The 22,305-nt window shown below is 71.7% G+C and carries 19 protein-coding genes; 9 read left to right on the top strand and 10 right to left on the bottom strand.

Annotated features, from left to right (window positions below; all coding sequences use genetic code 11):
* Positions 1-85: 85 nt before the first annotated feature.
* The 3 genes from ACTWOL_RS25265 to ACTWOL_RS25255 form a co-directional block, all read right to left on the bottom strand.
* Positions 86-691, bottom strand: a complete 606-nt coding sequence (locus tag ACTWOL_RS25265) for a Uma2 family endonuclease (protein WP_474299070.1) — start codon at positions 689-691, stop codon at positions 86-88.
* A gap of 86 nt (positions 692-777) precedes the next feature.
* Positions 778-1,671: an ADP-ribosylglycohydrolase family protein gene (locus ACTWOL_RS25260; protein ID WP_474299069.1), complete on the bottom strand. Its 894-nt coding sequence runs from the start codon at positions 1,669-1,671 to the stop codon at positions 778-780.
* A gap of 137 nt (positions 1,672-1,808) precedes the next feature.
* Positions 1,809-2,912 (bottom strand): ferritin-like domain-containing protein, encoded by a 1,104-nt coding sequence (locus ACTWOL_RS25255; protein WP_474299068.1) that lies wholly within the window; start codon positions 2,910-2,912, stop codon positions 1,809-1,811.
* Between the two features lie 161 nt (positions 2,913-3,073).
* On the opposite strand from ACTWOL_RS25255, the gene ACTWOL_RS25250 reads away from it, so the two are divergent.
* From ACTWOL_RS25250 to ACTWOL_RS25225, 6 genes are all read left to right on the top strand, one after another.
* Entirely contained in the window at positions 3,074-4,009 is a 936-nt protein-coding gene (locus ACTWOL_RS25250) for an AurF N-oxygenase family protein (protein WP_474299067.1), read from the top strand.
* Between the two features lie 71 nt (positions 4,010-4,080).
* On the top strand, positions 4,081-4,839 hold the full coding sequence (locus tag ACTWOL_RS25245; protein ID WP_474299066.1) for a TetR/AcrR family transcriptional regulator: 759 nt from the start codon (positions 4,081-4,083) through the stop codon (positions 4,837-4,839).
* A gap of 10 nt (positions 4,840-4,849) precedes the next feature.
* Positions 4,850-5,125 carry a hypothetical protein gene (locus tag ACTWOL_RS25240; RefSeq protein ID WP_474299065.1) on the top strand — a complete coding sequence of 92 codons (276 nt, stop codon included), beginning with the start codon at positions 4,850-4,852 and terminating at the stop codon, positions 5,123-5,125.
* A gap of 176 nt (positions 5,126-5,301) precedes the next feature.
* Positions 5,302-6,975, top strand: coding sequence for an outer membrane protein assembly factor BamB family protein (locus ACTWOL_RS25235; RefSeq protein WP_474299064.1), 1,674 nt, complete (start codon positions 5,302-5,304; stop codon positions 6,973-6,975).
* 243 nt (positions 6,976-7,218) lie between these two features.
* Complete coding sequence (locus tag ACTWOL_RS25230) at positions 7,219-8,445, top strand: C40 family peptidase (RefSeq protein ID WP_474299063.1); 1,227 nt, start codon at positions 7,219-7,221, stop codon at positions 8,443-8,445.
* 151 nt (positions 8,446-8,596) lie between these two features.
* Entirely contained in the window at positions 8,597-9,193 is a 597-nt protein-coding gene (locus ACTWOL_RS25225; RefSeq protein WP_474299062.1) for a dihydrofolate reductase family protein, read from the top strand.
* Positions 9,194-9,345: 152 nt separating this feature from the next.
* Here ACTWOL_RS25225 and ACTWOL_RS25220 read toward each other — a convergent pair whose 3' ends face one another.
* The 5 genes from ACTWOL_RS25220 to ACTWOL_RS25200 all read right to left on the bottom strand — a co-directional run bounded on the left by ACTWOL_RS25220 (position 9,346) and on the right by ACTWOL_RS25200 (position 15,334).
* Positions 9,346-10,617 carry a styrene monooxygenase/indole monooxygenase family protein gene (locus ACTWOL_RS25220; protein ID WP_474299061.1) on the bottom strand — a complete coding sequence of 424 codons (1,272 nt, stop codon included), beginning with the start codon at positions 10,615-10,617 and terminating at the stop codon, positions 9,346-9,348.
* 161 nt (positions 10,618-10,778) lie between these two features.
* Positions 10,779-11,369, bottom strand: coding sequence for a GTP-binding protein (locus tag ACTWOL_RS25215; RefSeq protein WP_474301256.1), 591 nt, complete (start codon positions 11,367-11,369; stop codon positions 10,779-10,781).
* Positions 11,370-11,382: 13 nt separating this feature from the next.
* Positions 11,383-11,820 (bottom strand): DUF742 domain-containing protein, encoded by a 438-nt coding sequence (locus tag ACTWOL_RS25210; protein WP_474299060.1) that lies wholly within the window; start codon positions 11,818-11,820, stop codon positions 11,383-11,385.
* Positions 11,820-12,299 carry a roadblock/LC7 domain-containing protein gene (locus ACTWOL_RS25205; protein WP_474299059.1) on the bottom strand — a complete coding sequence of 160 codons (480 nt, stop codon included), beginning with the start codon at positions 12,297-12,299 and terminating at the stop codon, positions 11,820-11,822. Before ACTWOL_RS25205 ends, ACTWOL_RS25210 begins: the two co-directional genes overlap by 1 nt.
* A complete protein-coding gene (locus ACTWOL_RS25200; RefSeq protein ID WP_474299058.1) occupies positions 12,296-15,334 on the bottom strand; it encodes a sensor histidine kinase in 3,039 nt (1,012 codons plus the stop codon). Before ACTWOL_RS25200 ends, ACTWOL_RS25205 begins: the two co-directional genes overlap by 4 nt.
* A 408-nt stretch (positions 15,335-15,742) precedes the next feature.
* Here ACTWOL_RS25200 and ACTWOL_RS25195 point away from each other — a divergent pair, with 408 nt between their 5' ends.
* Positions 15,743-16,537 carry a hypothetical protein gene (locus tag ACTWOL_RS25195; RefSeq protein WP_474299057.1) on the top strand — a complete coding sequence of 265 codons (795 nt, stop codon included), beginning with the start codon at positions 15,743-15,745 and terminating at the stop codon, positions 16,535-16,537.
* Positions 16,538-16,542: 5 nt separating this feature from the next.
* Here the strand turns inward: ACTWOL_RS25195 and ACTWOL_RS25190 are convergent, their stop codons facing one another.
* The gene (locus tag ACTWOL_RS25190) at positions 16,543-17,034 is read right to left on the bottom strand and encodes a MarR family winged helix-turn-helix transcriptional regulator (protein WP_474299056.1); all 492 of its coding nucleotides are present in this window, start codon (positions 17,032-17,034) and stop codon (positions 16,543-16,545) included.
* A 306-nt stretch (positions 17,035-17,340) separates the two neighbouring features.
* On the bottom strand, positions 17,341-20,223 hold the full coding sequence (locus ACTWOL_RS25185) for a M4 family metallopeptidase (protein WP_474299055.1): 2,883 nt from the start codon (positions 20,221-20,223) through the stop codon (positions 17,341-17,343).
* A 153-nt stretch (positions 20,224-20,376) separates the two neighbouring features.
* On the opposite strand from ACTWOL_RS25185, the gene ACTWOL_RS25180 reads away from it, so the two are divergent.
* Complete coding sequence (locus ACTWOL_RS25180) at positions 20,377-21,321, top strand: hypothetical protein (RefSeq protein ID WP_474299054.1); 945 nt, start codon at positions 20,377-20,379, stop codon at positions 21,319-21,321.
* An 84-nt stretch (positions 21,322-21,405) separates the two neighbouring features.
* The gene (locus ACTWOL_RS25175) at positions 21,406-22,263 is read left to right on the top strand and encodes a trypsin-like serine peptidase (protein WP_474299053.1); all 858 of its coding nucleotides are present in this window, start codon (positions 21,406-21,408) and stop codon (positions 22,261-22,263) included.
* The last annotated feature ends 42 nt before the right edge of the window (positions 22,264-22,305 follow it).

Genomic DNA, 22,305 nt, shown 5'->3' with positions numbered 1-22,305 from the left:
GATCCACGGCGCCACCGGTGCGTAGGACCCGCTCTTTGACGGGCAGATTCCGGCAGCCGCGTCCCCGACCCATGCGGGACAGCCCTTACCTGTTGATGGCGGTCAGGTCGATGTCGATCGGGAACGGGAGATCGAGCCTGAGCTGCTTGTGGTGGATGCCGGTCAGCCCGTACGTCGCCGACGCGGGATCGAGCTCGTAGACGTACACGACGGGCAGTCCCTCGTTCTCCTCGACCCGCCAGAAGTGCGGGAGGCCCGCACGGGCGTACTTCCGGGGCTTGACCTCGCGGTCGCGCTCCACCGAGTCGTCCGATACCACCTCGACCGCGAGGACGACGTCCTCGGGCTTGAACCAGGTCTGCCGGGAGCCGGTGTCCGCGTCGAGCGGGACGACGAGGATGTCGGGCTCGGGCCGGTTCCGCTCGTCAAGCCTGACCGTCATCTCCCCGATCGCCTCCAGGTGGTCCGGTGCCTGTTGCATCAGCGTCCACACGAGGAAGTGGATGGCTCGTGAATGGAATCGGGTCTGCGGACTCACGAGGACGAGACTCCCGTCGATCAGCTCCGTATGCGGAGGGAGATTCGGGAGCCGGTCCAGGTCGTCCGCCGTCCAGCCGCCGGCAGGCGGCCGCGGCCAGGCGTACTCCTCGTCCAACCCGTACTCGCGCGCGGCACTCATGATCGCTCCCATACGGTGGAGTCTGCCTGGCGTGTCCAGCGTACCCAGCAGGGTCCTGGGAGCTTCCTCCAAACGAGTGAGAGCCGCTCAGGACTCGTTCAGGACCGCCGGCCCGGGACGTCCTCCCGGCGCCTCAGCCACTCCTCCGGCACGCCGTCGACACCGGTCGCCGCGGCCACGATCCCGCCCGTGATCGCGCAGGTGGTGTCCACGTCCCCGAGCCCCTCGGCGGTGGCCCACAGGGCCGCCACCAGATCTCCCCGGTGACGGGCAGCGGTCCAGACCGCGAAGGGGACGGTGTCGTCGGCGCGGATGTGCTGTCCGTTCCCGAGGAGGTCGGCCGCGCGCCATGGTTCGGTGGTGAACGGCAGCGCGGCGGCCCGTGACAGCCCGTCCCGTACGGCACCGGCAGGCGTCCGGTCGGCCACGGCCGCGATGTCCGGTTCTCCGCGTACGGACAGCGCGGCGGCGACCGCCACCGCGATCGCGCCCGCGACACCCTCGGGGTGGGCGTGTGTCACCCGGGCGGACAACTCCGCCTGACGGACCACCTCGTCGAGGTCCGCGGAGAACCACGCCCCCAGCGGCGCCACGCGCATCGCCGCGCCGTTGCCGAGGCTGCCGCCGTCGAACAGCTGCGGGGCGAGAACGCGCCAGTCCTGCGGTGTGCCGAGCAGTGCGGGCAGCAGCATGTGCATGCCGTGGCCGTAGCCGCGCGCGGGGTCCGCGTCGTAGGTGAGGGCGAAGCAGGCCGCCAGACGGTCCTGGTCGACCGTTCCCTGCGCGTCGAGGACACGCAGGAGAGCCAGGGCCATCGCCGTGTCGTCGGTCCAGTGCCAGTCGGGCTCCTGGGGCGTGCGCCGGGCGCGGATGTCGTCGTATGCCTGCCGCGGCTCCCTGAACAGCGGGAACCACCGTTCTCCGAAGGCGTCCCCGAGGGCGAGCCCCTCGATGCTGCGGCGGGCGGCGGCACGGTCGGCGGCATGCGTCATGGCCGCCATGCTGCCGTGCCCGTCCGGTGGCGCGCACCGCAATTCCGTACCGGGTGCGGCACCGGCAATCCGGCACCAGCGACTGACGACTGCACGTCGGCAGCTGCGCAGCTGCAACTGCGCGCCGCGCCCGGATGTCAGTCCGCGCCCTCTGCGATCGCCTGCTCCACTTCCGCGACCCTCGCCGACTCCTCCGCCGCGAAGCGCTCCTTGTCGAGCTGCTCCGCGACCTGCTCGTCCTGGCTCATCAGCAGATCGAGGCTGGAGTCGCCGAGCTCGAACACGCCCATGTCGACGTAGGCCCGCTGGAGCCGCTCGCCCCACAGCCCGATGTCCTTGACGCACGGCACGATCCTGCTGAAGAGCAGCTTCCTGAAGAGGTGCAGGAATTCGGACTGCTCGGTGTACTCCTCCGCCTCCTTGCGCGGGATGCCGAAGTCCTCCAGCACCTCGAGCCCCCTGATGCGATCCCGCATCAGATAGCAGCCCTCGATGACGAACTCCTCGCGCTCGCGCAGCTCCGCGTCCGTCAGCTGCCGGTAGTAGTCACGCAGCGCCATCCGTCCGAAGGCGACGTGCCGGGCCTCGTCCTGCATCACGTACGCCAGGATCTGCTTGGGCAGCGGCTTGTCCGTGGTGTCCCGGATCATGCCGAACGCGGCCAGCGCCAGCCCCTCGATGAGCACCTGCATGCCCAGATACGGCATGTCCCAGCGGGAGTCGCGGAGCGTGTCGCCGAGCAGGGCCTGCAGATTGTCGTTGATCGGGTAGAGCATCCCGATCTTCTCGTGCAGGAATCGCCCGTAGACCTCCGCGTGCCGGGCCTCGTCCATGGTCTGGGTGGCGGAGTAGAACTTGGCGTCGAGGTCGGGCACGGACTCGACGATCCGCGCCGCGCAGACCATCGCCCCCTGCTCGCCGTGCAGGAACTGGCTGAACTGCCAGGCCGTGTAGTTCCGCCGCAGCTCGCCCTTGTCCTTCTCGGTCATCTTCGACCAGTGGCGGGTGCCGTAGAGGCTGAGGGCTTCGTCGGGGGTGCCCAGCGGGTCGTACGGGTCGACTTCGAGGTGCCAGTCGATGCGCTTGGCGCCGTCCCACTGCTTGTCCTTGCCCTTCTGGTACAGGGCCAGGAGGCGGTCGCGCCCGTCGTCGTACTCCCAGTTGAAACGGGCGGAACCCGAGGCGGGAACGGACCAGATGGTGTCGTCGGGGGCGTGGGTGTAGAAGTCACGAGTCGGCACGAACGGCTCCTTCGCAGTCCGTCGACCGCCTGACGTGTCCGTGGATCCGTCTGACGGTCTGTCTGACGTCTCCCCGCAGGCTCACACGTTGGTAGACGCCGGGTCAACAAGTACCGCGCAAGGGATTGACGACTTTACTGACGCGCAGTCTCATAAGTGCCATGACGACGGTGACCCCACGCGATCTCACGCTCCTCCGCGATGCCCTCGGCCCGCTCAGGGACCGCGAACAGGTCGCGGCGCGCCTGCTCGAGTCCTCCGCCAAGCACTCCTTCGACCCCGACAAGGAGCTCGACTGGGACGCCCCGCTCGAGGAAGGCAAGTGGTTCTGGCCGCCCGAGCTGGTGTCCCTGTACGGCACCCCGCTGTGGAAGCGGATGCCGGAAGAGCAGCGGATGGACCTGGCACGGCACGAGTCGGCGTCGCTCGCCTCACTGGGCATCTGGTTCGAGATCATCCTGATGCAGCTGCTGGTGCGGCATATCTACGACAAGCCCGTGACCAGCAATCATGTGCGGTACGCGCTGACGGAGATCGCCGACGAGTGCCGGCACTCGATGATGTTCGCGAGGATGATCAAAAAGGGCGGGACCCCCGCCTACCAGGTGCCGCGGGTCTACCACAATCTCGCACGTGTCCTGAAGACCGTCTCGACCACACCGGGTTCCTTCGCGGCGACCCTGCTCGGCGAGGAGATCCTGGACTGGATGCAGCGGCTCACGTTCCCCGACGAGCGCATCCAGCCCCTGGTGCGCGGAGTGACCCGCATCCATGTCGTCGAGGAGGCACGGCACGTGCGCTACGCGCGGGAGGAGCTGCGCCGCCAGATGGTGACGGCCCCGCGCTGGGAGCAGGAACTCACCCGCATCAGCTGCGGCGAGGCGGCCCGGGTCTTCTCCCTCTGCTTCGTCAACCCCAAGGTGTACGAGAACGTCGGCCTCGACCGGCGCGAGGCCGTGGCCCAGGTCAAGGCCAGTGGCCACCGCCGCGAGGTGATGCAGACGGGCGCCGGGCGGCTCACGGACTTCCTGGACGACATCGGCGTGCTGCGGGGTGCGGGCCGCAGGCTGTGGAAGAGTTCCGGACTGCTGGCCTGACTCCGCCCCTGCGCGCTGCGGTGGCCCGGCGACTCCCCCCACGGTCCGGGAACGGCGGTTACGCTGCCCGTATGACCTCGAGTGCGCGTACGAGTACGAATGCGAGTGCTCCCGCGGAGAATCGCGCCTACCGGCGCCTGAGCGTGGAAGAGCGGCGCAGCCAGTTGCTCCGGGCCGCCCTCACCCTGTTCGCACACCGGGCGCCCGAGGATGTGTCGCTCGATGACGTGGCCGAGACCGCCGGGGTGTCCCGGCCGCTTGTCTACCGCTACTTCCCGGGCGGCAAGCAGCAGTTGTACGAGGCGGCGCTGCGCAGCTCGGCCGACGCGCTCGTGCTGTGCTTCACCGAGCCGCCCACCGGCCCGCCCACCGAACGGCTTTCCCGGGTCCTGGACCGCTATCTCGACTTCGTCGACGAGCACGACGCCGGATTCAGTGCCCTGATGCGCGGTGGCAGCGTCGCCGCGACCTCCCGCGCCAGTGCGATCGTGGACGAGGTACGGCGCGCCGCCGCAGAGCAGATCCTGGTCCATCTCGGAGTGCTCCCCCGTCCCGGTCCGAAGGTGCGGATGATGGTGCGGACCTGGATAGCGGCGGTGGAGGCGGCCTCGCTGATCTGGCTGGACGAGGACAAGCGGCCGCCTGCCGTCGAGCTGCGGGAGTGGCTCGTCGACCACCTGCTCGCCCTGCTGGCGGCGACGGCGGCTTCCGACGAGGAGACCGCCGGGGTCGTGCGGAAGCTGGTCGCCCTGGAGCGCCCCGAAGGCCCCGTCGGAGCGCTCGGCCGGCGGCTGCTGCCCATCGTGGGCGACGCCGGGCGTCTGCTGTGACACTGGAGGCGTGAGAAGCGAGAACACCCCCTTCGTGGGAGGACCCCTGGACGGGCGGGTCCTGCCCGTCCTGGTCGGACCGACCGGCAACCCCCCGCTGTGGTACGAGGTGCCGGTGCCGGACGACGCCGGCGGGCCGCCCACCGTGTACGCGTACCGCCGCGTCCATTACGGCCACACCAAACGGCTGGGCCTGCCGCGCGGCTGGAAGTACGAGTACGCGCCCGGTGGGCGTGAGCGCCGGACGATCAACTGGCCCTGGTCCAAGCCGAAGCGCGCCGAATAGGATCACGGGCGACCGCACCACCTGGGGGAAGGGGACTCGCGGTGCAGCCGCTCGAGCAGGACGGTCCGCGTCGTACCGGCCCCGTGGCGCCCGTCGTTCACCGCGCGCCGGCCCCGGGCACGTCCGCCCCGACGCCAGAGACGCCCCCTCACCCCATACACCGACAGGACACACTCATGCCCGCTGACCCGCGCCTCACCGGCCCCGTGCCGCCGGGTGACGACCGTCCGTCCGCGCCCGGCCTCGAGCCGGCCGCCGCGGCGCTCCCGCCGGGGTCCGCGGGCGACCGGGGGCACACCGGCGGCGGGAAGACCCTCGCCCTGGGGGCGTTCGGCGCGCCGTCCGGCTCCGATCCGGCTCGCCCGGGCCGGCCGCCCGCGGACCACTTCTCCGCCCCGTTCGGCGTCCCGCAGGCGCGGTCAGGTGCGGTCGCGGCCCTTCCTCCCGCCTCGCCCACCGCGCCTGCGGCCGGTGCCCCGGCCGCCCTTCCGGGTGCCGCCGCCCCGTCCGCCCTCCCGGTCCTCGCCCCGGCTTTCGCTCCGGCGCCGGCCGAACCGCATGAGTCCGCGCCCAAGTCCGGCTTCACCGCCTCCGTCGTGGCCGCCCGGGCCCGGGCCGACCGGCGGGCAGTCGTGGCCGCGGGTGCCGCCGGGGCGGTGGGCCTGCTGCTGGGCGGGGGGATCGGGTACGCCGCCGCCGGCGGCTGGTGGGAGAGTCCGGCGTCCGGCGCGGCTCCGGAACCGTCGCCCCGGTCCGTCCCCGGTGCGCCGCCCACACCCCTGTGGGCGTACGAGCACTCGGACGACGCTTCACTCGAGGCCGCCGTGTGGCGTGACCGGGTCCTGGTGCTCGGCGAAGCACGGCAGTGCACCGGGGTCGATCTGCGCAGCGGCCGCCGCCTGTGGACGCAGTCCGCCGCGCAGGCCCTGCAGACGCCCGTCGTGGCGGGTGACACGGTGTTCGTCATCGGCAGGACGCAGTTCGTCTGGCTCTCGCCGCAGGACGGCGAGGTCCGCCACCGTGCGGCCGCTCCGGCGCACATCACCGCGGTGGCCGGTGTCGAGGGGCCGGTCGTCTGGTTCAGCGGGACGGCGGGCGCGCAGACCTTTCTCTTCGCGTACGACATCGCGGCCCGCAAGGAACTGTGGCGGTGCCCGGTCCCGAGCGGCGCCACCCGCAACGGCCCGCCCGAGTACCAGGCCGTCGCCGTGCGCCCCGACGGCATCCTCGTACGGCAGAACAGCGATTCGCTGACCCCGCAGCAGCGCAAGGCGGGAAAGGGCCTCGCGCTCTTCGCGCTGCACGACAAGGCGACCGGAAAGCAGCTGTGGGGCAAGTACTTCGCGGGGGTGCGCGCGGACGCGACCGTGGTGGGCGATGCGACGGGCCGGCTCTACGCGCCGGTCGCGGGCGGCCTCCATGCCTTCGACACCCGCACCGGCAAGCTCGTCTGGCAGGCACTCGGCCCCGGTGCCCCGGGTGGCCGCCGCAGTGCTTTCGGCAAGGGGCTCGTGGACAAGAGCACGCTCTACATCGGCACCGCGGACCATGCGCTGCACGCCCTGGACACATCGACCGGCAAGGTCCGGTGGTCCCGTTCGACGGAGGCCGGCGGTGACGGACGGCCGCGGGTGCTGCTCTCCGCGGACGGCCGATTGGCGCTGGCCCTGGAGGATGCCCAGGTGACGGCGTTCGCCGTGGCGGACGGCCGCCGGCTCTGGACGTTCCACTCCGCCGGGACTGCCGGGAACGGGGACGCCACGTCCGGCCGTCACCACGGCATCGTCTCCGGAGGTACGGCCGTCGTCTGGCGGGACAGGACCCTGTACGCCCTGCCGATAGGCCGGTGACTCCCCGGCCCTCACACTGCGCATAGATCATCTTCCCGTACGACAAGAGGACTTGACGCCTGGCGGGCTCGAACACCCTGCACGGTGGGGCGTTGGAGTCCCGGAGCATGGCCAGCCGCCACGCCGTGTCCCCCTCGGATCCACCCGGCTCGGGTGGTGGCAGCGCGCCACACCGGCATGCCTCACACCCAACGGCAGGCAGTCCAAGCATCATCCCTCCCGTGCCCAACGGGAGGTGATGAGGTGGCAGACACACTGCTGCGTACGATCTGCACCACCGCGCTGGTGGCCGCGACGGCACTCGCGACGGCGGTGCCCGCGGCCGCCGAACCGGGTGACGCGCCGACCGCGGACCGCACGGTCGCTGCCGCCGCTCCGGCCGGCACGGCCGTCCGGAGCCGGGGGGAGACCGAGACCGTCCGCAGGCTGCTCGGCGTGCTCCAGGAGCTCTACCGGCAGACCGAGGAGGCAGGCGAGGCGTACAACGCGACCGAGGAGCGACTGCGGGCCCAGCGCGCCGAGACCGGACGGCTCGGCGGCGAGCTCGCCAGAGCTCGCACCGCCCTGGACCACAGCCGTGACGAGGCCGGTCGCCTGGCCCGCCGCCAGTACCAGGGGAGCTCCGAACTCTCCGCGCATCTGCGGGTGCTGCTCGCCCGCTCACCCCAGCAGGCCCTGGACCAGGGACACTTGATGGAGCGCGCGGCTCGTGGCAACGCCGCCACGATCGCCCGTCTGAAAGCCCGCGAGCTGCGCACGGACAAGCTGGCCGCCCGCTCCCGCACGGCCCTCGCCGTGCAGCGGTCGCTCGCCGCCGCACAGCGCAGACAACGCGACACGGTCCAGGCCCGGCTGCGGTCGGTGCAGGCGTTGCTCGACTCCCTCACCTCCGGCGAACGCGCCCGGCTGGAGCGGCTGGAGCAGGCCGGTGCCGAGGAGGCCCAGCGCAGACTGCTGGAGGCGGGTCTGCTGGGTGGCTCCCGGATGCCGTCGCGCCAGGGCGGTGCGGCGCTGGAGTACGCCGTCCGGCAGATCGGCAAGCCGTACGTCTGGGGCGCGGAGGGGCCGGACGGGTTCGACTGCTCCGGGCTCACCTCCGGGGCGTGGGCCGACGCCGGCCGCCCCATCCCCCGCACCAGCCAGGAACAGTGGGCGCGGCTCCCGAGGGTCCCGCTGCGCTCACTGCGCCCCGGCGACCTGGTGATCTACTTCCCGAAGGCCACGCATGTGGCGATCTACCTGGGCAACGGCCTGGTGGTCCAGGCCCCCCGCCCCGGCACCCGGGTCAAGGTCTCCCCGATCGCCTCGAACCCGGTCCTGGGAGCCGTGCGCCCGGACCCTGCGGGCCCGCCGCTCCTGTCGTACACCCCGCCGAGGCTTCCGGAGGGCGCGGCCATGGGCTCCGACAGCGGCTACGGATCCGCCTCGGCGCCCTCGGGCAGGCGCGGTCGGTCGTCAGCCGGGGCCTGAGCGGGGGGGCAGCGCCCGCCGCGAGCGACGGCTTCCGGTGCGAGTCCCCGCGCGATGACCCGCCGTTGTCGGGGAAAGGCGCGATGATTTCCGTTCGGCGCGGCGGTCTCCTTTGCCGTACGCCCAGGAACGAGGAAGAGGAGCACGTCCCGTGCGCATCGTGGTCAGTGAGTTCATGAGTCTGGACGGCGTGGTGCAGGCACCCGGCGGCCCCGGAGAGGACACCGACGGAGGCTTCGCCCACGGCGGCTGGTCGCACCCGTTCTTCGACCCCGAGGTGGTCGGCGGTGCCTTCGACGAAGCGCTGACGCACGCCGACGCGCTGCTGTTCGGGCGGCGCACCTGGCAGACGATGGCCGCGGCCTGGCCGGAGCGGGCAGGCGACCCGTTCGCCGACCGGATGAACGCCATCCCGAAGTACGTCGTGTCCGCAACACTGAGCGAGGACAGGCTGACCTGGGTCAACACCCGCCGTATCCCCGGCGATGAGGCCCTCGCCAGGATCGGGGAGCTGCGCGAGAAGGAAGGGCGCGACCTGCTGGTGATGGGGAGCCCGACACTGGTGCGCACGCTCATTCAGGAGGGCCTGGTCGACGAGCTCCGGCTCGTCGTCATGCCGGTACTGCTCGGCGGCGGGAAGACGATCTTCCCCGGGGAGGGAACGCTGCGCACGCTCGAGCTGGTCTCCGCGGTCACCAGCGGCACGGGCACGCAGGTGTGCATCTACCGTCCGGTGGGCGGACGGTAGAGGAACACCGCCGCGCCCTGAGGACGGTCGGGCCGGGTCGGCACCCGCACGGGCCCGCGACAGGACAGCGCTCCCGCATGCGGTGGCGCTGTCCCGGAGGGACACGGGACGGAGCCGGGACGCGCGTCCGGACGGGACCTACGGCTTTCGCGTCACTGGTCGGCGGCCTGGGGCCCCGCCACTGAGCCGAGGTACGCGGCGGCCTTCTGCGGGTCGTAGAAGTACTCCTCGAAGTCCGACGGGTCGTCGAAGCCGTTCGCGAACCGGTCTGCCACGGGCGGGAGTTCACCCGCCGCGCCGATCAGGTCGAGGACGTGCTCCGGCGGGACGCCGAGCATCGCGTTGGTCCACTTGGTGACGTGCCGGGCGGTGTCCCAGTAGCGGTCGAACGTGGCCCGCATCCACGTCTCGTCGAAGGGCTGGTCCCCGCGCTCGACGATCGACGCGAGGTACGAGGCGGCACACTTGGACGCCGAGTTGGCGCCCTGGCCGGTGATCGGGTCGTTGGCGACGACGACGTCGGCGACGCCGAGGACGAGTCCGCCGCCGGGCAGCCGGCCGACGGGGTTGCGCACGGTCGGCGCGTACCGGCCGACCAGAGTGCCGCCCGCGTCCGTGAGCTCGACCTTGGTGGCACGCGCGTACTCCCACGGCGTGTACGTCTCCATCAGCTCCAGCGTGAGCGCCACGTGCTCAGCCGGGTCCTTGACGCCCCGGAAGACATCGAGCGGGCCGCCGGGGACGCCCTCCCAGAAGAGGATGTCGGCGCGACCGGAGGTCGTGAGGGTCGGCATCACGAAGAGTTCGCCGACGCCCGGGACGAGGTTGCAGCGGACCGCTTCGTGGTCGGGGTGCTCGGGGCGCGGTCCGAGGCCGTGGACATAGGAGACGGCGAGGGCGCGCTGCGGCTCGCTGTGCGGCGAGCGGGAGGCGTCACGGCCGAACATGGACACCAACTCGCCCTTGCCGGCGGAGACCAGCACGAGGTCGTACGCACGCGAGAGGTAGTCGAGGTCGGAGACGGCGACGCCATGGATGACCAGCCGGCCGCCACGCTGGGTGAAGGTCTCCATCCAGCCGGCCATCTTCACCCGCTGGTCGACGGACTGGGCGTAGCCGTCGAGCTTGCCCACCCAGTCGATGACCCTCTCCCGGCCGCCGGGGGATTCGGCGGACTCCGGGCCCGCGACGGAGACGCCCAGTCCCTCGATCTTCGGGGCCTGTGCCTCCCAGAAGTTGATCTGCAGGTCGCGCTCGTGCCTCAGGGCCGTGTCGAACATGCACTGGGTGGACATGACCCGGCCCGAACGGATCTCCTCCGCCGTGCGGTTGGACATGAGCGTGACGTCGTAGTTCCGAGCCTGCAGGCCGAGGGCGAGCTGGAGACCGGACTGACCTGCGCCGACTATGAGGATCTTCCGCATGGCCGTCTCTTTCGTTCACGAGCGGGCTGGGGGACCTGGACCTGACAGGAGGGGTACGGGGGCTGGCGGGAGGGCGGGGGCGAAGGAGCGTAAGAGAGTCATCCGGGGCGTGGCTCGGGGGTGGTCAGGACTGTCGGGGCTGGTTCGGGAGGGAGTTGGCCTCATTCCGGCGTGAAGTCGAGTGCATGGCGCACCAGCGCGAGCAGGCACTCGATCACCACGATCCGCTTGCGGGCGTCCATGACCACGACCGGGACGTGCGACGGGACGCTCAGGGCTTCCCGCACGTCCTCGGCCTCGTACGCCAGGGTCCCTTCGAAGTGGTTGACGGCCACGACATACGGCAGCCCGCAGCTCTCGAAGTAGTCGAGTGCCGGGAAGCAGTCCTTCAACCGCCGGGTGTCGGCCATCACGATGGCCCCGATCGCGCCGCGCACCAGGTCGTCCCACATGAACCAGAACCGCTCTTGCCCCGGAGTGCCGAAGACGTACAGCACCAGGTCGTCGTCGAGGGTGATCCGGCCGAAGTCCATCGCCACGGTCGTGCCGACCTTGTCGGGCGTCGCGGTGAGATCGTCGATCTCCTCGCCGGCCCGGGTCATCAGCGCCTCGGTCTGCAGCGGCGTGATCTCGGAGACGGACCCGACGAAGGTGGTCTTCCCGACGCCGAAACCGCCCGCGACGACGATCTTGGTGGCGATCGGCGCGCGGCTGCGGTCGTTCTGCCAGGGCTGTACGTTCTCGTCCTCCACCACGGCAAGGAGGTCAGAGACGGCGGAGTCCACTCAGCACCCTTTCGAGCAGCGCGCGGTCGGGCTGTCCGGGTCCGTGCCCGGTCCCGTACACACGGATCTTTCCCTGGTCCGCGAGGTCGCTGAGCAAGACCCGGACGACACCCAGCGGCATCTTCAGCAGGGCCGAGATCTCCGCGACCGTACGCATCCGGCGGCACAGCTCGACGATGGCCCGCACCTCGGGCATGACGCGGGTGGCGAGGTTGCCGCTCGTCAGCTCCCTGCGTCCGGTGGTCCCGGGGGGAAGGACACGTTCGCCGGCTCCGTCGAGCACGGCGACGAAGGTCTCGACCAGCAGCACATGGCCGAAGCGGGTACGGCCGCCGGTGAGCGAGTACGGGCGGACCCGGGCGGGCCGTTTGCCCTCACCGCGCACGGGGAGCCGGGGAGCGGATCCTGCGGCGGACATCACTGGGGACCCTCCATCGACTTGCGCAGCTCGCTGCGGAGTTCGGGGGTGAGCACGTGTCCGGCACGGCCGACGAACATGGCCATGTGGTACGCGACGACGCTCATGTCGCAGTCGGGGGACGCGTGCACGCCGAGCAGTGAGCCGTCACTCACGGACATGACGAAGACGCTGCCCTCCTCCATGGCGACCACGGTCTGTTTGACCCCGCCGCCGTCCATCAGCCGGGAGGCGCCGATGGTGAGGCTGCCGATGCCGGACACGATGGTGGCGAGGTCCGCGCTGGAGCCGCGCGGACCCGCGCTTCGCGGGGCGCTGGGCGCGGCCATGTGCACCGGGTCGGAGGACAGCAGGAGGAGTCCGTCGGACGAGACGACGGCGACGGATCGCACTCCCGGCACCTCCTCCACGAGGTTGCCCAACAGCCATTGCAGGTTGCGGGCTTCGCTGCTCAGCCCGAATGTGCCGGTCGCGGTCAACTTCGTGCCTCCTCCTCGACGGTGCCCCCCGATTCCACGCTGTGGTTCTGGTGTTCCGTGGTGCCCTGGCGGCCGGCTGCCGCGAGCTCCGCCTCCGCGTCACGGCGGCCGTCCTTGGCTCCCTGATGGAAGCCGCCGAGACGACGCCGCAGTTCGTCCGCGTCCACCGAGCCTCCGGGTCCCCCGCGCGTGACGGGGTGCGGGACGCCCTTGGGTGTGCGCTTGGGCAGACCCTTGTCCGTGACCGGCTCCGCCGCCTCGTGGGGTCCGGCGCCGTCGTCGGCCCGCTCATGGGCGTCCGGCTCGGGCGGCGGGTGCGGGAAGCGGAACTGGAGGGTGGTCTCGGCGGAGTGCGGCTCGGGCACGGCATCCGGGTCGGCGGACGGCACCGGCTCGGGCACGGGCTCCGGGTCCGGCTCCGCCGTGATGTCCGAGCCGTCGCCGTACACCGGGTCCGGGTCGGGCTCCGGGATCGTCGCTTCTGGTGTGGGGTCCGGGTCGGGCTCCGCGGCGATGTCCGGGCCGGCGCCGTACACCGCGTCCGCCGCGGGCTCCGGGATCGTCGCCCCGGGTGTCGGATCCGGTGCCGGCTCCCCCACCGCGTCCACCGCGTCCACCGCGAAATGCGGCTCGCTCCCGGTGGTGGCCGGTTCCGCAGCCGTCTCCTCCGTGTCGCGCACCGCCTCGCGGAGCGACCGTTCCGCAGCCACGACCATCGGGTCGCGAACTTCGGAACGGCCCGGCAGGGCGTTGGAGTTGGCCTCGGCGACGGAGCCCGGAAGGTTCAGCGCGGGGGCGGCGCCCGGTACGGGGGCAGTCTGGGGGGCCGCGGTGGGCGGCACGGTCGGCAGCATCGTCTGCGGGAGGACGACGACCGCGGTGATCCCGCCCTGCTTCTGCTCGCGCAGCTCGACGCGCACACCATGGCGGCCGGCCAGCAGCGCGGCCACGCGCAGTCCGAGCCCTTCCCCGTCCCCGGCGGTGTCGGCCCGGGGCTCCGGGGCCGCGAGCCGGGCGTTGAGTTCCTCGAGCCGCTCCGGGGCCATGCCGATGCCCTCGTCCTGGACGGAGAGCATCACCTCTCCGCTCTCCAGCAGCCAGCCGGAGAGCTGGACCTGGGCGTCGGGCGGCGAGAAGGACGTGGCGTTCTCGAGCAGTTCGGCCATCAGATGGCTGAGGTCGTCCGCCGCGAACCCGGCGACCTGCGCATGCGGCGGCAGCGATTGGATGGCGACGCGCTCGTACCGCTCGATCTCGCTCACCGCCGCGCGCATGACGTCGACCAGCGGCACCGGTCCCGGGTGGCCCTGCCCGTGCTCCGCACCCGCCAGCACCAGCAGGTTCTCACTGTGGCGGCGCATGACGGTCGCCATGTGGTCGAGCTTGAAGAGGGTGGCGAGACGCTCCGGGTCCTGCTCGCGCTCCTCCAGCTTCTCGATCACGCCGAGTTGCCGCTCGACGAGGCCGAGCGTACGCAGGGAAAGATTGACGAAGGTGTTGCCGACCATGGCACGCAGCCGCTCCAGCTCCTCGGTCACCTCGGCGGTGCGGGCCTGGAGTTCGGAGCGCTGGGCGGTCAGTTCGGCGCGGACCGCGGTCAGGTCGCCGTGGGAGGAGTCCAGCCGTACGGCCCGTGCCGCGAGGTCGGCCAGCTTGCCGTGGAGGGTGTTGAGGGACCGTACGACCTGGGCGAACTCATCGTTGCGGCCGGTGAAGCGGATCGACTCCTCGGTCTCGGCCGCGGGAGAGGAGGCGAGGCGGGCGGCACCGATACGCAGCACGGCGAGGGGGCGGGTGAGCGTGCGGGCGACCGCCGCGCTGATGCCGACGGCGACCAGCAGACAGCCGCCGGCCAGCGCGATCCGCAGCTCCAGGGCGGTGACGTCGTCATCGCGCAGCCGCTCCAGACGCTCGACCTGCGCGGAGGCGAGCGCGGACTGGACACCCCGCATCTGCTCGACCCGCGCCGACAGCGAGGCCTCGACCTTCGCACGGTCGGACTCGAGGTCGCTCTCCGAGAGCTCGGGCTGGTCGGTGAGGCGGGCGAGATACACCTCGGCGGTCTTGACCTCGGGGCCCGTGACGGTGGCGGAGAGCCGTCCCCGTGCGTCGCTGCTCGCGGACTGGTCGAAGTCGGCGAGCGCGGCGAGCTCCCTGATCCTGGCCTGCTGGGCGGCGCTGCTCAGGGCGTTCCGCGCGGCCTTCGCGGCCTTGCCCTCCTTGTCGCCCCCGTCTTCCCCGTCGTCGGCGTTCTGCCCGCCGGCGGGACCGGAGGACGCGCCGTCGTCCTCGGGGACGGGCACGGAGAGCGCGGCGACCAGCAGTCCGCGGCCGGCGGACGCCTGCTCGACGGCGCGGCCCAGGGCCGCGGGCCCGCGGGTGGCCTCGGCGGCACGGGGCGGGGTCTTCTCGGCGAGTTCGCCGGCGAGGGCGTGGAGCCCTTCGATGATGGCGGTGTACGCCTTGTGGGCTTCCAGGGCCGAGCCCTTGCCGGTGACGGCGGCGCGCCGCACGGATGCCACGGTGCCGAGAACACGGCTCAGAGCGGCGTGTTCGGTGGCGACGTCGTCGCGGATCTCGTCGATCTGGCGGTCGACGCGCGCGCCGCGGCTGCCGGAGATCACCCGGCGGCTCTTCCTGTCGCCCTTCTGGTCCGCCCGGCCGGCCGCGATGTAGGCGGTGACCTCGTCCCGCTCGTCGGCCAGCGAGTGGGCGAGGGTGACGGCCTGCTGGTTGACCTCGGCGAGGGTGACGAGCGCCTGGGAATCCGTCAGATCCGCGGAGGCCGTGAGGACGGCCGGGGTGCCGGCCGCGACGACCGTGAGGGAGACTGCGGCGACACCGGCGACGAGCCTGCGGCGCACCCGGACGGGACGGCCGCTGGGGACGAGTCCGGCATCGGCGGAGCCCTCGGGGGCGGCCGCCACCGAAAGGGTCCCCGCGGGGTCGGCGGGAGCCGCCGTGACGTCCGAGGGGGTCCCGGCAGGGCTCACGGGAGCCGTCGCGTCCCGCTCCGACGACGCTGTGCTGGGCATGGCGCCTGTGCCCCGAGGCCGCTTCTTCTGCACCGGTGCTCGCATTCTCGACTCGTCCACCCATGAGACAGAGGTGACGGCCGGTCACTGCACGACGACGCCCCCCACCCCTGATACGGCTTACGACCATTCCAGCGCTTTTGGGAGGGGGATGCGCATCGCCTGGTCCGCCACCCGAACGAGTGAACCTCACTCGGGAGTTGGTCAACAACTCGTCAGCAGGCCCGTCCAGGAGCCTCGCAGAGCGTCGGGTGGACCTTCGGCCCCGGCTTTGGCAGGATGCGCGCCCGCACCTTTCCCAAGTTGATCATTTCAGCCAAAGCCCCTGGTCGGAGTGGTGCTACCGACGGTTGCACCTTCTGGCGGACTTGGTGAAGGTGTCGTGCACCCTCGGGCAGACTGGCGTTCATGCACTGCGCACTCGCCTCCGAGCCCGGCGATCCCGAACGCCCCAACGAGGACTGGGCTTGCGTCGCCGCTCCGGCCCCGGGCCAGGGCGGATGCCTGGTCGTCCTGGACGGGGTGACTCCGCCCCGCGGGGACGACGGCTGTGTGCACGGCGTTCCGTGGTTCACCGCGCGACTCGGCGGCGCCCTGCTCGAACTGTCCGGTTCGCAAGGGGATATCCCCCTGTCCGAGATCCTCTCGGTGTCCATCCGGCGCACCGCCGAAACCCATCGCGACACCTGTGACCTTTCTCACGTACGCACTCCGCAGGCGACGGTCGTCGTCGCCCGCTGGGACGCGCACTGGGTGGAGCATCTCGTGCTGTCCGACTCGACCCTGCTGCTGGAGTCGCCGGAGGGGCGGGTGTCCGCCGTGCGCGACGACCGGCTGGACCGGATCCCGGAGGAGACGCTGCGCTCGCAGAGCGCGACCGACGCCCTGCGCAACCGGGAGGGGGGCTTCTTCACCGCGGCGGCCGACCCCGAGGTGGCGGGCCGTGCCGTGACGGGCCGTACGCCGCGCTCCGCGGTGAGTGCGATGGCGGCGCTGACCGACGGGGCCTCCCGCTGGACGGATCTGTTCGGGCAGGGCGGCTGGCCGGAGCTGATGGAGCTGCTGGGCAAGGAGGGACCGCACGGACTGATCGGGCGGGTACGGGTCCTGGAGCACGCGGACGCGACGCGCGAGGGAGCGCGTCCGGGGGCCCGGCGCGGGAAGACCCACGACGACGCGACCGCGGTGTACGCGCGACCCTGAGCCGCTCAGCCCTCGGCGCGGGCGTTGAGCTGGTGCAGCAGCCGGGCCAGTTCGGCGACCTCGCCGCGGTCCCAGTCGGCCAGTTTCCGTACGTACCGCTGCCGCCGGGCGTTGCGCACGCTGCGGAAGCGGGTGAGGCCCTCGTCCGTGAGCCGTACCAGCGAGGCCCGCCCGTCGGCCGGATCGGGCTCACGGGCCACCAGGCCCAGCTGTTCCAGCGCCCGCAGCTGGCGGCTCATGGTCGCCTTGCCGACGCCGAAGTAGGCCGCGAGGTCGGTGGCGCGCTGCCGGCCGCCTTCCTCCAGACGCACCAGCAGTCCGTAGGCCGCCGGCTCCAGCTCGGGGTGGACCTCACGGGCCATCTCGCCGGAGTTCGCACGGGCGCGGCGCAGAAAGACGGCCAACTCGCGTTCCAGGGCGAGGAATTCCTCGAACTCGTGGTCCACACCGCTGCTGCCCGCGGACTCCCGCTCGCTCCCCGTACCGCTTCCCTGCACGTCAGCACCCCTCACGCGCTTCCCCGACGATCGATTCGTCCTCCGCTGCGGCGGCCATCGCCGCAGCTCACCCAGTATTTCGCAGGCAGGCGCCGACGGCCGAAACGGGACCTCCCGCGCCGTCCCGTCCGCCTGTCCGACCAGCCCGTCCGCCCCGTGCCGGGGCGTCGCTCTCGACCGTCTGCATGTCCACGCCGGTCCGACCCGGCCGGCCCGGCGGTCGAGCCGCCGCGGCGGTCACGGCACGCAGACGGGGGACCCCCGGCGCGGCGAGGCCGCACCGGGGGTCCCGGTCACTGCGGAAGATCAGCCGCACAGACCCGCCGGACGGGTCCGGGTGACCAGGTCGGTCCAGCCGGTCGATCCGTCGAGCCACACGACCTGCTTGCCCGGGAGGGCCGCCGGGGACAGCTGCTCGCCCCGGTTGCAGGAGACCCGTTCCAGACGGCTGCCGTCCGTGGTCATCTGCCACAGCTTGGACAGGGTCTCGTTGCGGTACTGGTTGTCGGGCAGCTGGCTGCTGACCGTGACGGCTTCGTCGGAGACCGTCAGGTCGAAGGCGATCAGCGCCTTCGGCTTGGCCTCGGGGTTGATGTCGAAGACGTTGCCTCCGTCGAGGTCCGCGCGGCGCACGCCCATCTGGCCCTGGTCACCGGGGTTCTCGTCCGTCAGCCAGAAGACATGGGTGCCGTTGATGCCGGTCTGGCCTATGCCCTGGGGCTCGCCCAGCTGCCCGGTCAGCTTCTTGGCCCCGGTCTTCAGGTCCATGACCTCGATGCCGAGCTTGTAGTCCCCGCCTTCCAGGTACAGCTTGGCGTAGGCGAGCTTGCCCTTGGCGATGGACGGCAGCGCGGTGCCCATGAAGAAGCTGCCGTTGTCGACGTAGGTGGGCCGGGTGTCACCGGGGCGCAGATAGGCCACGTGACGGTCCCCGAAGATCCCGAAGGACTCGAAGACGACCGCGCCGTTCTCGACCCTCAGCCCCGAGATGTCGCTGTACGAGGTGTACAGCTTCTTGATCGGGCCGCCCGCGAGCGGCCGGGACAGGATGTCCAGGCTGGTGGTGCCGTACGCGGCCCACACGACGGTCTTGCCGTCCGTCGCCGGGTAGACGTGGAAGCGCCCGTCGTTCGGGCTGATCAGCTTGGGCGCGCCCTTGCCGTCCGCGCGGCCGGCCCAGACCGAGTACGGCTCGGAGCCGTCGTCGTTGGACTGTGAGGCCGCCCACCAGCCGCCGCCCGCCTGGACGCCCGTGCCGCTGATGTTGAGCTTGCCGAGCAGCTTGTCGGAGTCGACGCCGATGGCGTCCTCCCAGCCGGGCACGATGCCGTGGGCGCTGAACGACCGCTTCACGACGTTCAGCTGCTTCGACGCCAGGCCCAGGTCCTTCGCGGCGGCGAGCACCGCGTTGCGGCCCTCGGTGAAGCCGTCGAGCGGGGTCATGTACTCGGACAGCGCCTTGTAGACGATCTTGTCGGCGACTTCGCCGCCGAGGTCCTGGCGGATGTCCCACAGCGCACCGGAGAAGATGGTGGAGTTGAGGTGGACGCCGCCGTTGTCGGTGCCGAAGGTCACGCCGAGGAAGTTCTTGGACGTGGTCGCGCCGTCGTCGAGGTTCCGGAAGGCGCAGTCGCGCGCCGACTTGGTGCGGCACAGGTCCTCGCCGATCAGACCGGCGTCCGGGTCGTCCATGGACTGCCCGGCCGCGGTGACGTCGATCGCGTTGCCCATGTAGTCGGCGATGGCCTCGTTGAGGGCACCCGACTGGCCCGCGTAGACGAGGTTCGCGGTGTTCTCCACGACGCCGTGCGTCATCTCGTGACCGACCACGTCGAGGTCGGCCGCGAGCGGCTTGAACTCCTCGTCGCCGGAGCCGTACACCATCTTCTGGCCGTCCCAGAAGGCGTTGACGTACGAGCCGCCGAACAGCGTGACGCCGACGAGGGAGTTGACGGTGGAGCCGCGTGCGTCCAGGCCGTTACGGCCGTGGTTCTTCTTGTAGTAGTCGTAGACCTGGCCCGCCGCCCAGTGCGCGTCGACGGCGCCGGCGTCGGTCGCGGGCTTGCCGAACTCCGCGGTCGGGGAGCCGAACACCTTGATGCCGGTGGGCCAGGTGCCCGCGACCTCGTTGACGTCGCGGCCGGAGGCGTCCCAGGTGCCGAGGGTGTTCTTGGTGCTGTCGGCCATCCGCGCGTGGTCGGTCATGACGTACTCACCGCGGGCGGCGTCCTGGTAGAGCTCCAGCGGCACCTTGGCGCCGTTCAGCCGGAGACCGCTGCCCGTGGTGCCCGGGTGGACCGCCGGGTCGTCGGCGGCGGCGCTCTTCACCGAGCGGCTCGCCGCCTTGCCCGCCGCGGCGGCCTTCGCCGCGTCGGCGGGCGTGCCCGTGGGGGCCTTCGCCGGGGTCAGCGTCCTGATCCCGCTGTACTGCAGCACCGGATAGCCGGATCCCGCGTCGACGTAGACCTGCTGCAGGACCGGCTCGCCGGTCATGGGGTTCGTCCCCCGCACGGTCACGTGGTAGGCGAGCACGCCCTCGCCGCGCGGAATGACGACGAGTCCCCCGATGGAGCCGCTGAGCGCCTGCGCCTTCTGGGACTTCTCGCCCTCCTTGCGGACGGCGTCGGCCTTGGTCAGCTTTCCGCCGCCGAGCTGCCGGGCGGTGGCGCCGATCGCACGGTTCAGGGCCACGTCCTTGGCGACCGTCGGCTCGGTGTCGGCCTTCAGCCCCGTGAAGTACTTGCCGGAGGTACCGGTGACGACCCGCTTGCCGCCCGAGTGCTCCATGCGTACGACGTACTGGCCGCCGAGCACCGGCACTCCGTGGTGCTTCTGCTGGAGGCGCACCACTTCGTCGGCGCCGTGCTTGAGCGTCCCCAGCGGAACGAGGTCGCGCCGGGGCTCGGTGATGCGGTAGCGGCTCTCCTTCGCGGCGAGATGCCCGATGGCCGCGTCGGCCGGTGCGGCCTTGGCGTCCACGGCTTCCCGCAGACCGTCGACGAGGGCGGGTGTCGCCGTGTCGTCCCCCGGAATGACGTCGGTGTGCGGCGCCTGGGGCGGCGAGGCGGCCACCGCCTGCGCCGGGACCGCGGTGACAAGGAGTCCCGCCGCGGCCAGGAGAGCGGCGAGACCCGCTCCCCTCGGCACTCCGGATCCGGGTCTCCCATGGTTGCTGCTGAACGTGCGCACAGTACGTACCCCTCCCACGTGCTTGGTCAGAGCCGGTTCAGGTGGTCATGGCCATGCAACATGTGGGACGCCAACGCGGCAATGAGCCAACTGCGTTGACAAGTGGACATGCACACTTGTGTGTCTCGTGAAGGCGGAGTGAGAATCCGGGGCATGATCGAGGCGGAATGGCGCACCCTCGGCCTGGGAACGGCCGAGGAGCGCACATACGAGGCCCTGCTCAAGGAACGCGTCACCGAGACCGAGGAGTTGGCGCGGCTGCTGGAACTGTCAGGGGACCAACTGCAGTCTGCTCTCGACCGACTCGTCGAGCACGGTCTCGCACTGCCGCCGCACTCCTGCGGAGCACTGCCCCGTCCGGCGGCACCGGCCTCCGCGATCCGTACGCTCATCCACCGGCGTCAGGCGGAACTGCATCTGAAATCGGCCGAACTGGAGCGATTACGGATGGCCGCCGACCAGCTCGCGGACGGGCTCCTTCCGGGCAGCGGCATCGAGGTGGTCACGGGGCGGCGGGAGATCGGGGACCGGGCCGAGGTGCTGCTCGCCTCGGCGGAGCACGAGGTGGTCATCCTGGACCGGCTGTCCGGCCTGGACATCGAAGGAGTGCTGGACCGCGGGGTGACGGTACGCACGGTCCTCGACCGTGAGGGCCTGTCGGCGCCGGAGCGGATGCGGTCGGTGACCTCGCTGGTGGAGCGGGGCCTCAAGGCCCGGGTCGCCCCCGCCGTGCCGACCGGGCTGATCGCCGTCGACCGGAGGATCACCCTGCTGCCGCCGAGCGAGTCGGCCGGGCCCACGGCGTCGGCGCTGGTGATCGGTGACGCACTGCTCCGCGATGCGCTGGTGCCGCTGTTCGAGACGGTATGGGACCGCGCCACCCCGCTGGGCCGCTCCGGCGGTCCGCTGCCCCCGCCGCAGAAGGAGCTGCTGTCCCTGCTCGCGGCGGGGCTGAAGGACGAGGCGATCGCCCGCAGGCTGGGGGTCCATGTGCACACCGCCCGCAGGCGCATCAGCCGTCTGCTGGAGTCACTGGGCGCGGAGACGCGCTTTCAGGCCGGGGCCCAGGCGACCTTACGGGGCTGGCTGGACAGGTAGCGCGCCTGGCCCGTTGCGGACCGGTGTGGGGCCGGTGTGACGAACAGGATTCGTTTGACAGGTTCGTGAGCAAGGATGAGATGCATGCACGATGACACGGGACGCAGGCTCTGGCGGCGGTCACTGCTGTGGTCCGCCCTCACCACGCTGACGGCGGCCGCCGCGTGTGTGGCGCCGACCCATGCCGCGGTGGTCCCGCCACAGGCGGCGGCCGAGACCCATGCCCGTGCCCGTGCCCAGCCGCCCGAACCCCAGTCCCTGGCCGCGCCGTCCAGCGGGCTGCCGTCGGTCGGCGTGCTGGTGGACGACAAGGAGCACTGGTGCACGGCGAGCGTCGTGGCCAGCCCGCACGGCAACGTCGTGGCCACCGCGGCGCACTGCGTCTTCACGTCGGGGACGTACGCGACCGGGTTCTCGTTCGCGCCGGGCTTCCACGGGGCGGGGAAGGGCACGACTCCCTACGGCACCTGGCCGGTCACCGCGGTCCACGTCGACAGCCGCTGGCTGGAGGACGAGGAGGAGACCGCCGACTACGCCTTTCTGACGCTCGCGCCGGACGCTAAGGGACGCAACGTCCAGGACGTCGTGGGCGCGGCGGGGCCCGACTGGTCGTCACAGCTGGGCCGCCGGGTCACCGTTGTCGGATATCCGAACGCGGAGCACAATCCGGCCAATCGCCCCATCATCTGCACCACGGACAGCCGCCATGAAGAGGACCAGTCGCCCGGGATGGCCCGCATCGACTGCCAGGGCTTCTGGGACGGCACGAGCGGTAGCCCCTGGCTGGCCGACTACGTGGACCGGTCCAGCCCCGGGCGGATGATCGGCGTCCTCAGCGGCGGAGACACGGACACGGAGTCGACCGCTGCCCTCTTCGACGACCATGCCCGCGCCCTCTACGACCGGGCGGCGGGCACACCGGTCAAGCGGCCTGCGCACTGAGGCCGCCGCGGCGCCCCGGCCGAGCACCGAGCACCGAGCACC

The organism is Micromonospora sp. IBHARD003 (assembly GCF_056106285.1).
Note: the sequence above shows the minus strand (reverse complement) of the source record. Positions and strands in the feature narration are given on the sequence as shown.

Excerpts from the sequence above, each read along its gene's own strand:
- ACTWOL_RS25200 (WP_474299058.1), bottom strand. The coding sequence starts at position 15,334 with ATGCCCAGCACAGCGTCGTCGGAGCGGGACGCGACGGCTCCCGTGAGC.
- ACTWOL_RS25265 (WP_474299070.1), bottom strand. The coding sequence starts at position 691 with ATGGGAGCGATCATGAGTGCCGCGCGCGAGTACGGGTTGGACGAGGAG.
- ACTWOL_RS25250 (WP_474299067.1), top strand. The coding sequence starts at position 3,074 with ATGACGACGGTGACCCCACGCGATCTCACGCTCCTCCGCGATGCCCTC.
- ACTWOL_RS25180 (WP_474299054.1), top strand. The coding sequence starts at position 20,377 with ATGATCGAGGCGGAATGGCGCACCCTCGGCCTGGGAACGGCCGAGGAG.
- ACTWOL_RS25210 (WP_474299060.1), bottom strand. The coding sequence starts at position 11,820 with ATGTCCGCCGCAGGATCCGCTCCCCGGCTCCCCGTGCGCGGTGAGGGC.
- ACTWOL_RS25220 (WP_474299061.1), bottom strand. The coding sequence starts at position 10,617 with ATGCGGAAGATCCTCATAGTCGGCGCAGGTCAGTCCGGTCTCCAGCTC.
- ACTWOL_RS25195 (WP_474299057.1), top strand. The coding sequence starts at position 15,743 with ATGCACTGCGCACTCGCCTCCGAGCCCGGCGATCCCGAACGCCCCAAC.
- ACTWOL_RS25260 (WP_474299069.1), bottom strand. The coding sequence starts at position 1,671 with ATGACGCATGCCGCCGACCGTGCCGCCGCCCGCCGCAGCATCGAGGGG.
- ACTWOL_RS25175 (WP_474299053.1), top strand. The coding sequence starts at position 21,406 with ATGCACGATGACACGGGACGCAGGCTCTGGCGGCGGTCACTGCTGTGG.
- ACTWOL_RS25245 (WP_474299066.1), top strand. The coding sequence starts at position 4,081 with ATGACCTCGAGTGCGCGTACGAGTACGAATGCGAGTGCTCCCGCGGAG.
- ACTWOL_RS25235 (WP_474299064.1), top strand. The coding sequence starts at position 5,302 with ATGCCCGCTGACCCGCGCCTCACCGGCCCCGTGCCGCCGGGTGACGAC.